The sequence below is a fragment of the Streptomyces sp. NRRL WC-3549 genome, assembly GCF_000721935.1.
Classification (GTDB): Bacteria; Actinomycetota; Actinomycetes; order Streptomycetales; family Streptomycetaceae; genus Streptomyces.
In genome coordinates, this window is sequence record NZ_KL585415.1 from 72,399 (window position 1) to 81,853 (window position 9,455).

At 70.9% G+C, this 9,455-nt stretch carries 8 protein-coding genes and 1 pseudogene; 6 read left to right on the forward strand and 3 right to left on the reverse strand.

What is annotated here, in order from left to right; translation table 11 throughout:
* Positions 1 to 152 precede the first annotated feature (152 nt).
* From IH13_RS0123075 to IH13_RS0123085, 4 genes are all read left to right on the forward strand, one after another.
* A complete protein-coding gene (locus IH13_RS0123075) occupies positions 153 to 1,142 on the forward strand; it encodes an aliphatic sulfonate ABC transporter substrate-binding protein (protein WP_031087388.1) in 990 nt (329 codons plus the stop codon).
* Complete coding sequence (locus IH13_RS0123080) at positions 1,139 to 3,382, forward strand: DUF4838 domain-containing protein (protein ID WP_051835901.1); 2,244 nt, start codon at positions 1,139 to 1,141, stop codon at positions 3,380 to 3,382. Before IH13_RS0123075 ends, IH13_RS0123080 begins: the two co-directional genes overlap by 4 nt.
* A 176-nt stretch (positions 3,383 to 3,558) precedes the next feature.
* On the forward strand, positions 3,559 to 4,068 hold the full coding sequence (locus tag IH13_RS46165; protein WP_420713389.1) for a beta-galactosidase: 510 nt from the start codon (positions 3,559 to 3,561) through the stop codon (positions 4,066 to 4,068).
* Positions 3,965 to 4,468 carry a hypothetical protein gene (locus IH13_RS0123085; RefSeq protein ID WP_051835902.1) on the forward strand — a complete coding sequence of 168 codons (504 nt, stop codon included), beginning with the start codon at positions 3,965 to 3,967 and terminating at the stop codon, positions 4,466 to 4,468. Before IH13_RS46165 ends, IH13_RS0123085 begins: the two co-directional genes overlap by 104 nt.
* 822 nt (positions 4,469 to 5,290) lie before the next feature.
* Here IH13_RS0123085 and IH13_RS0123090 read toward each other — a convergent pair.
* The 3 genes from IH13_RS0123090 to IH13_RS0123100 are packed head-to-tail and all read right to left on the reverse strand — an operon-like array spanning position 5,291 to position 7,186.
* Positions 5,291 to 5,701, reverse strand: coding sequence for an arsenate reductase ArsC (locus IH13_RS0123090; RefSeq protein WP_031087395.1), 411 nt, complete (start codon positions 5,699 to 5,701; stop codon positions 5,291 to 5,293).
* Positions 5,694 to 6,806 (reverse strand): ACR3 family arsenite efflux transporter, encoded by a 1,113-nt coding sequence (arsB, locus tag IH13_RS0123095; protein WP_031087397.1) that lies wholly within the window; start codon positions 6,804 to 6,806, stop codon positions 5,694 to 5,696. Before arsB ends, IH13_RS0123090 begins: the two co-directional genes overlap by 8 nt.
* The gene (locus tag IH13_RS0123100) at positions 6,803 to 7,186 is read right to left on the reverse strand and encodes an ArsR/SmtB family transcription factor (protein WP_031087399.1); all 384 of its coding nucleotides are present in this window, start codon (positions 7,184 to 7,186) and stop codon (positions 6,803 to 6,805) included. Before IH13_RS0123100 ends, arsB begins: the two co-directional genes overlap by 4 nt.
* Positions 7,187 to 7,509: 323 nt before the next feature.
* Here IH13_RS0123100 and IH13_RS0123105 point away from each other — a divergent pair, with 323 nt between their 5' ends.
* Both IH13_RS0123105 and IH13_RS44045 read left to right on the forward strand, forming a co-directional pair.
* Complete coding sequence (locus tag IH13_RS0123105; protein ID WP_031087401.1) at positions 7,510 to 7,989, forward strand: hypothetical protein; 480 nt, start codon at positions 7,510 to 7,512, stop codon at positions 7,987 to 7,989.
* A 1,170-nt stretch (positions 7,990 to 9,159) separates the two neighbouring features.
* Positions 9,160 to 9,455: pseudogene (locus IH13_RS44045) on the forward strand (sialidase family protein); the annotation flags it as partial.

Genomic DNA, 9,455 nt, shown 5'->3' on the forward strand with positions numbered 1-9,455 from the left:
GCCCGCCCCGGCCGCATCCACACCGTCATCCCGGTCACGCTGCCCTACCCGCGTACCGAGGAGCAGCGCCTGTCGACCGAGTTCGCCGCACTGCGAGCTCAGGTGTGGCACGCCGTGCACCACCAGCCCGCCCCGCTCGAAGGAATCGCGTCATGAAGCCGATCCGTTCCGTACGCTCTGTCTCTTATACACATCTCGGCGACGACTCCTCGGACGCCGCCGGCGGCCCGAAGAAGGTGAGTTTCGGCTACATCGCCGACTACAGCGGCTCCGTCGCCCTGGCCGTCGCCCAGAAGCAGGGGCTGTGGAAGGAGGCCGGTGTCACCCCCGAACTCAAGGTCTTCACCAACGGGCCGCTCCAGGTCCAGGCCCTGGGCACCGGCAACCTGGACTTCGGCTACCTCGGCCCGGGCGCCCTCTGGCTGCCCGCCTCCGGAAAGGCGTCCATCGTCTCGGTGAACATGCTGGGCCTCGCCGACCGGGTCATCGCCCGGCCCGGCTCCGGCATCGAGAAGCCCGCCGACCTCAAGGGCAAGAAGGTGGCCGTCGCCGAAGGCACCTCCGGCGACATGATCCTCAACCTGGCCCTCAGCGAGGCCGGACTCAAGCCCGACGACATCACCAAGGTCGCCATGGACGCCTCCACCGTCGTCACGGCGTTCTCCGCCGGCCAGGTCGACGCGGCCGCCACCTGGTACCCGCTGATCGACACGATGAAGGAGAAGGTCCCGGACCTGAAGGAGATCAGCCGGACCGAGGACTACTACCCGAAGCTGTCCTTCCCGAACGTCTTCGTCACCCAGCCGAAGCTCGCCTCCGGCGATCCGGAGCTGGTCAAGAAGGTGACCGGGGTCCTCAAGTCGGCCGGCGACTGGATCGCGGCCCACCCCGAGGAGTCGGAGACCGTCGCCGCCGACTTCCTGAAGCTGCCGGCCGGGCAGCTCGAGGGCTCCGCGAAGTACGTGAAGATCCTGCCCTCCGACGAGCTGACGAAGCTCACCCAGGACGGCACGGTCGACGGCTGGTTCGACGAACTGGCCGCCAACTTCAACCGGATGGGCAAGCTGCCCGACCCGGGCAAGGCCAAGGACTACTACCTCGGCGACCTCTACGCCGCAGCCGGAAAGGCGGACCGCTCATGAACGACACGCCGCACAACGACCCCACCACCGCAGCGGACGGAGTGAGACGGCGAGGCTTCCTCGTCGGCGCGGCCGGGCTCGCCGGGGCCGCCCTCCTCGCCGGAACCACCGCCACCGAGGCCGCCGCGGCCGGTGGCCCGCTCCGGGTGGCCTCCGGCGGCCGGGCCCGCGCCTCCATCCTGTGGTGGGGCGGCGGCAGCGCCGCGTTCGCCGCAACAGAACTGCGCGACTACCTGCGCGCCGTCACCGGCGTCCGCCTCCCGCTGCGCGCCGTCCCCGCCCCAGCCACCGCACCCGAGGGCGTCACCGGCCTGGTGGCCCTGCACGCCGGGACCGGCGGCGGCCGGATCACCGCGAGGCGCCTCGCCGACGCCGGACGCGAACTGGCCGGCGCCCCCGAGGACTCCTTCACCCTGCTCGGCGACGACACCTGCCTCCTGCTGACCGGCCTCGGCGACCGCGCCCCGCTGTACGCGGTGTACGCCCTCCTGGAACGGGTCGGCGTCCGCTTCTTCGCCCCCGCCTTCCCCGCGTACGAGGGCCATCACGAACACGTGCCCAGCGTCCGCACCCTCACCCTGCCGGCCGTACGCCTCACCGACCGGCCCGCCACCGGGTTGCGGCGGCAGTACGCCGAGGAGGGATTCAGCCACACCACGGCCAGCCTGCCGCCGCTCCTCGACTGGATGGCCAAGAACCGGCTCAACACCTTCGTCCACCCGACCGACTACCTGGGCCTGGGCGTCACCACGTACGACAAGGTGCGCGACGTGCTGGCCCGGGAGGCAGGCAAGCGGGGCCTGCGGATCGAGACCGGCGGGCACGGCTACGACAGCTTCCTGCCGAAGGCCGACTACCCGCAGTTCTACGAGTCCGGCGGGCCGGTCTTCGACATCTACAACCCGGAGGCGCTCGACGCCTATGTGGGCAAGGTCGTCGCCTTCCTCCGGGAGCGCCCGGAGATCACGGTGTTCGACTGCTGGCCCCCGGATGTCGGCACCTTCCAGAAGCCGGTCCTCGACCGGTACGGCACCGCCTCCAACGCCGAGTCGGTGGTGGTCAACGAACTGGCCCGGGTACTGCGCCAAGAGCTGCCCGGCGTCCGGGTCGAACGCATCGCGTACGCGTCCACGGTGCGTCCGCCCGACGCGGACCACGCGAGCGACCCCCAGGTCATCGTGGACTTCGCCGCCTACTCCCGGAACTACAACGGCCACCTCGGCGACCCGGCGGTCAAGGCGAACGTCCCCTTCGCGGACGCGCTGCGCGCCTGGCGGGCCACACACACCGGTCCGCTCGCCATGTACGAGTACTACCGGCGCTACCGCTGGCGCAGCCTGCCCGTGCACCCGCTGGCCACCATCGCGGGCGACGTGGCCTTCGAGGCGGGGCTGGGACTCGACGGGATCGGCATGTACAGCGAGCCCGGCGACTGGATCACCTACGAGCACGTACAGAGCCTGGTCGCCGCACTGGCCTGGGACAGCTCCCTGGACGCGGAGGCGTTCCTCGACGGCTACCTGCACGCCCGCTTCGGTGACCGCGCGGTGCCTGCGATGCGCCGCTACTACGAGCTGACGCGCCTGGACCCGGACACGCACGCCGCCGCCGCGCTCAGCACCGCGTACGGGCAGGCCCGGGCAGCGCTGCGGGAAGCGGCCGGACAGGTGACGGGCGCGGCGCCCCGCACGGTCCTGGACCGGCTCACCCGCAACGCCGACTTGGCGCTCGCCGACATGCAGATCGGGCTGGCACCGGCGGCCGGCGCCGAACGCCGGGAGTACCGCGCGTTGGTGCACCGCAACCGGTTCAACGGGATCTGCCTGCCCAACATGCAGGCGTGGGGGCGCTGGAACGGCCCGCAGGCGCAGACACCGTACGACGACGCGAAGATCCGGCAGGACGTCGTCGACAGCTACGCGAGCCCCGCCGCCGGCTTCGGCGACCCGGGGCTGCTGGTGCTGGAGCGGGGCGGCGACGCGGTCCGGCTCGACGTGGAGGCCCAGGACGTGGACTTCACCGGCCACACCGTCCACTGGACCGCCACCGCACCCGACGGCGTCCGCGTGGAGCCGTCCCACGGCACGCTGAAGGTGCGCGGGACCCGGAGCGACGCCCAGCGGGTCGCTGTGAACGCAGCAGCCGACGCGGCGGCCGGCAAGCGGCCGATCACGCTGGACTTCCGCCTCAGCGACGGCACCCGGCTGGTCGGCTCCCATGTGGTGGCCGACATCCGCTGACCCGCACGGCGCACCACGACCGGCCTCACGGCCCCCGGACCCGCACTCTCCCCGCCCCCGGTCTCAGCGCCCCGGCGTCTCGGACCGGGCGGTCGGCGGCCGCCGAGACCACCACCCACCGCCTCCGGGACCAGACGACCCGCCACGCCATCACCTGGGACGAGAGGTCCCTCAAGATCGACGGAGAGCGGCCGGTCGCCTGGTTCGGGAGGTTCCACTACTGGCGGCTACCCGGTCCCGACCGGTGGCGCGACGTCCTGCAGAAGCGCAAGGCATCGGGCTTCAACGCCGTTTCGACGTACTCCAGGTGTCCAGGTGGGGCTACCACTTCTCGAAGCCGGGCTCCTACCGCTTCCCGCCTCAGCGGCGTCCGCGACATCGACCGGCCTCTGATCATGGCTGAGCAGGAGGGCCCGTACGGTCATCGCCCGCCCCGGCCCGTACATCATCGCCTCCCGTGCCGCCCGCAGCGGCAGCACCTGGCACTCCGGGCAGGCCTGGCGATCGACCCTGGCATACCGCGCACAGCCGCACTCCACCACACCCAGCGGAAGGGCACGGCTTCGCCGGCACAATCACGGGATGACCGGCAACGGCATCCGCTCCGACTGCCGGCACCGTGGCGACGGCGGCCCGCACGTGATCGTCCCCCACCTCAGCCATCACCCATGGGGTGTGCTCGTTGAGATCGTCGGTTACGAGAACGCTGGTCCGTCGGCCTCCATCGCCATGATCCAGCAGTTCTCCCAGACCACGAGCAGCCGGGACGAACTCCTCACGCTCTTTCCACCCATCGGTTCACAGAGCGAAGCGGTGATCGTGCGAATCCACCGCTGGCATCCGCCGGTAGCGGTGCGGCTCACCATCTGGCCTGCTGACCTGAAGACGCTGCTCCGGAGCTGCGACTTCTGTGGTGAACCGATCACGTTGGGCCCAGGTGGAGACGCCCTCGTCCTGGACTCGCCCAGCAGCGACGGTCCAGGAAGCCACACCATCATTTCCCACCGGCACCGCCTGGCCGAGCGCATCCGCCCGGAGAACAGCGGAGAGCGGGCGCGAGCTTTGAAGATCGGGAGGATGCGCTGAAGTCGTGAGGCCCGCGCCTACCGGCATGGACGAGCTCGACAGCTCATTCGGCGGGAACCAAGGGGTAGTTCAGGGAAGCCCGCATCCGTTGTCCCGTCCTCCAGATGGATCCTCGCCAGTGGCCCCGCCTCCTGGGGACCATCAAGAAACTCCACAGCCATCACCGAGGCCCGGCGCGGAGACGGCCGGCTCGGCGAGGTCGCAGGACCACAGGTCAGCTTCGCCACCGTGAAGAGCCAGCGCAACAGCCTCACGCGGGCCCCGACCGATGGCCGGTCACAGGTGGTCGACCTCGGTATGCCGGTCTTCACCGACGACACGCCGCCTAACCTGGATGGGGCGCGTCGTCAGAGCTGACCGGGGCAGCGTGGACGGCGAAGACGGCCGTCGCCGGGGTGGGCCGGACAAGGGCCGTGAGAGGCAAGGGCGCCCGCACCGCTGGTCTGTGGCACCAGCGTTGCGCCGCGTTGAGCTCACCGCCACGGCGACGACACCTCCGCTCCCGGGGTGCCGGGGTCGACCGAGGCGCACACCCCTTCCTCGCGGACATCGAGAAGTTCGCGGATCTCTTCCAGGGGAGGCCCGAGAACTCGGCCGAGGAGACGGGGGCCAGGCGCTCCGCCTCGCCCTCCCCGTACACGTGGTACCCGGACGCTGTTCGCGCGGCGGGCAGCGGACCAGGGTCCTCGTCGAAGCACTGGGCCGTGGCCGGAAGGTCGGAACGCCGAAGCGCTCGGTCATCTGCGAGATGCGGTAGTGGTCACGCCGTTGACGGAAAACCTTCGACCCGACTCGAAGGCCAAGCCCCGAAGGGACCGGTCGTCAGGCGACGCCGAGCTCGACGAGCAGCGCACGGACGCGCCGCTCGATCTCGTCCCGGATCGGCCGGACCGCCTCGACACCCTGCCCGGCGGGATCGCCCAGCTGCCAGTCGAGGTAGCGCTTGCCGGGGAGGACGGGGCAGGTGTCGCCGCAGCCCATGGTGATCACGACGTCGGACGCCTGGACCGCCCCGGTGGTGAGGATCTTCGGGGTCTGGTCGGACATGTCGATCCCGGCCTCGCGCATGGCCTCGACCGCAGCCGGGTTCACCGAGCCGGCGGGGGCGGATCCGGCGGAGCGGACCTCGATCCGGTCCCCGGCGAGGTGGGTGAGCCAGGCGGCGGCCATCTGGGAGCGGCCGGCGTTGTGGACGCAGACGAACAGCACGGACGGGACGGGCTTGTCAGACACGCGCGGGGCCTTCCGGGGCGGCGGCCGGTGCGGGCGCCGGGGTGGGCCGGGGGAAGTAGCGGCGGGCGGCGAGAGCGACGTAGACGAGCCCGATCAGGACGGGGACCTCGATGAGGGGGCCGATGACTCCGGCGAGGGCCTGGCCGGAGGTGGCGCCGAAGGTGGCGATGGCGACCGCGATGGCCAGCTCGAAGTTGTTGCCTGCCGCGGTGAACGCGAGCGTGGTCGTTTTCGGGTAGTCCAGGCCGACCGCGCGGCCGGCCGCCATGGATCCGGCCCACATCAGCGCGAAGTACACGAGCAGCGGGAGCGCGACCCGGGCGACGTCCAGGGGCTTGGAGGTGATGGCGTCGCCCTGGAGGGCGAAGAGCACCACGATGGTGAACAGCAGCCCGTACAGGGCGAACGGCCCGATCCTCGGGATCAGCTTCGTCTCGTACCAGGTACGGCCCTTGGCCTTCTCACCCAGGCGCCGGGTGAGGAACCCGGCGAGCAGCGGGATGCCGAGGAAGATCAGTACGGAGCGGGCGATCTCCCACACGGAGACGTCCAGGGCGGTCTGCTCCAGGCCGAGCCAGCCGGGCAGGACGGAGAGGTAGAACCAGCCGAGCAGACTGAACGCGACTACCTGGAAGACGGAGTTGAGGGCGACGAGGACGGCGGCAGCCTCGCGGTCGCCGCAGGCGAGGTCGTTCCAGATGATGACCATGGCGATGCAGCGGGCGAGCCCGACGATGATCAGACCGGTGCGGTACTCGGGCAGGTCCGGCAGGAAGATCCAGGCGAGGGCGAACATCAGCGCCGGGCCGATCACCCAGTTCAGCACCAGGGAGGGGACCAGCAGGCGGCGGTCTCGGGTGACGGTGTCGAGGCGGTCGTAGCGGACCTTCGCCAGGACCGGGTACATCATCACCAGCAGCCCGAGCGCGATCGGCAGCGACACCCCGGTGACCGTCACCTTCGCCAGCGCATCCCCCAGGCCCGGAACGAGACGGCCCAGGCCCAGCCCGGCGGCCATCGCGGCCAGAATCCACACCGCGAGGAACCGGTCCAGGAAGGACAGTCGGGACGCGACCGGCCCGGCCGCCACCGCGTCCGCGCTCACGCGGTCGCCTCAGCCGGCGCGGCGGAGGGGCGGGTCAGGACGGTGGCCAGCTTGTCGGTGGTCTCCGGCAGTAGCCGGTAGTACACCCACGTGCCGCGCCGCTCGGAGGCGATCAGACCGGCCTGCTTCAGCAGTTTCAGGTGGTGGGAGATCGTCGGCTGCGACAGGTCGAACGAGGGCGTGAGATCGCAGACGCAAACCTCCCCACCGGCCCGAGAGGCGATCATCGACAGCAACCGAAGCCGCACCGGATCCCCGAGCGCCTTGAACACCTTGGCCAGCTCGACGGCCTGGTCCTCGTCCATGGGCGCGGCCAGCAGGGTCGGACAGCATCCGTCGGCGCCGTCCTGACCGAGGACCACAAGCTCTTGTTTCGACATGCTTCTATGTTGGCGTTTTTCGATCCAAGGCGCAAGCTTGTATCGAAGAACACCGATGCAAGCTGTGTGAAGTCCCGCCAGACCCCTGACATGTGGGAGTCCGAGTGTCCAGTCGATCAGGGGCTTTTGCAGCTGGGAAAGGATAATCGCTCTCACCCGACGAGCCGACACCCGCTGGCCCCACGGCGCGTGGGCACCGTAGGGCCCCCGCCTTCCCCGCCAGTCGCGTACCTGTGACCTGTGTGCCCGGCCCGGCCCGAACCCCCGCCCCGCGGGCCGGTGCAGTCCTACGATGGGTACTCGCCCTGATACTGGGAGCTTTGATGGCCGCTATTGAGCACACCCCGGACTTCCCGCCGAAGACGCCCCCGCCGCCCAAGCGCCCGGTGCAGCCGCCCCGCCCGACGACGGGCCTTCAGGGCACCGCGCGGGCCGGGATGCGGCTGAGTAACCGGCGGTCCGCGAACTGGTCCTTCGAGGCCGCCCCGTGGGCCGCCGGCAAGGCCGCCGCGCACGTGCTCAAGCAACTCCACACCTGGGGCTACCGGGAGGCCGATCAGGCCGCCGCCGATCTCACCGCCGCGCTGGTCGGCCACGCGGTGGCGGGCGGCGGGCGCCGCGTCTCGGTGCATCTCGCGGACCAGGACCACCAGGCCGTGATCGTGGCCCTGTCCCACCAGCCAGGACCGGCCGCGGGGGACACCACGGTGTTGCCCGGGCTGTCCGGGCTGGGTGCCGTCTCGTGCGGCACGGACACCGCAGAAGACGGACGCAGAGTGTGGGCCGTCCTGGATCTGCGGTGACGCCCGAAGGCGCGCCCGCCGTGTTGGCCATGCGCAGATCCCGGGCGGCATCGGCGCGGAAGGGGTGCCGCCGAAGGACGCGGCGGTATCCGGAATCACCTGAAGGCCATCGGGACTGATCAGATCCCGGACGTCTCCGCCGTGATGAGGTGGAGCTCGCGGGGCTAACTGGCCAGGGCGGTGTCGATGCCGCCGATGCGGGCGATCCCGGTCACGACCACAGGGTCGGCGAAGTACGGAGGAGGCCCGTCGAACAGGTCCGTCAGGGCAGGTACCGGATCACGGCGGCCCCCGGCTTCGATCCTTGCCGCACAGCGTCGGACCCGGCCGATGGCGGTGGCAGTGGCGGTCGCCGTCACCGGCCGGTCGAGGTGGGGCCGTGGAGCTTGGGCAGGTCTGCCGTGACGTCTGCCTCCACGGGGGCCGCACAGGAGCGCCGCTGGTTGCCACCGAACCCGAAACCGCTGGGGGCCTCACCGCGTTCCTCGTCCCCGCCTGCTCCGACGGGGCCTCACGGTGATGCTGGGGGAGTGCCGGTGGCCAGCCCCACACTCGCGAAATGGCGCCTACGTACAGCAGCGGCAGTGGCGACGGCCTGCCGGAGAACGCACGGCCGGAGCCCCACCCGGCGGGCATCACCCAACCCCCGTTCCTGTCGAGTAGCCCCCGCGTTTCCGGGAAGCTCCAGTCGCTGCTTGCGTGGTGCGGGCACCACGGGCCGCCGCCGCCAGTCGTACACGTAACGGCCCACCAGGTGTAGGGGAGCGAGCCTGGGTGTTGCGGAGCGCTGCGAAGACGAACTCGCCGCGGTGGGAATCGCGGAGACGCGAGGGAAGGGGCAACGGGTGGTGCCCGGCCGGGCATCGGCTACGGCGCCTTCCGCTGCCTCGCCCGACCCCGTCGTGTCCGGCGCGGGAGGCCGCGGGCTCGCATTCACCGGGGTGCCACCGGCCCGCTGGGAGACGCTCCTTCATCCGCCCGGCAGTTGGACCGTGCGGGCCGTGCCGACGGATCCGTCCGCGACACCTTGACGTGTGGTCTACACCTCAATAGGTTTCCTCACGATTCACATAAGACGTCTGATGTCAGGTGTCGTGGTTCGTCTCTGACACATCCCGCATGTCCGTTTCGCGCCGCGCCGCGGCATCTTCAAAAGGAGTGATCGCACCGATGTCACGCCGATCAACCGCACTGCTCACCACGGCCCTGCTGGCGGCCGGGCTGACCGCCGTCCCCGCGCACGCCGCCGGAAACGGGGAGCCCGTCATCCACGGCAATCGGCTGGTGCAGCAGGATCTCGCCGAGCGGGGCAAGGGCGGGTACCCCCAGTACCGCATCCCCGCCCTCGCCACGACCACCGACGGCACGCTCATCGCCGCCTACGACGGCCGGCCGGCCATGGCCGACGTGCCCAGCAACATCGCGATCGTGATCCGGCGGAGCACGGACGGCGGCCGCTCCTGGCA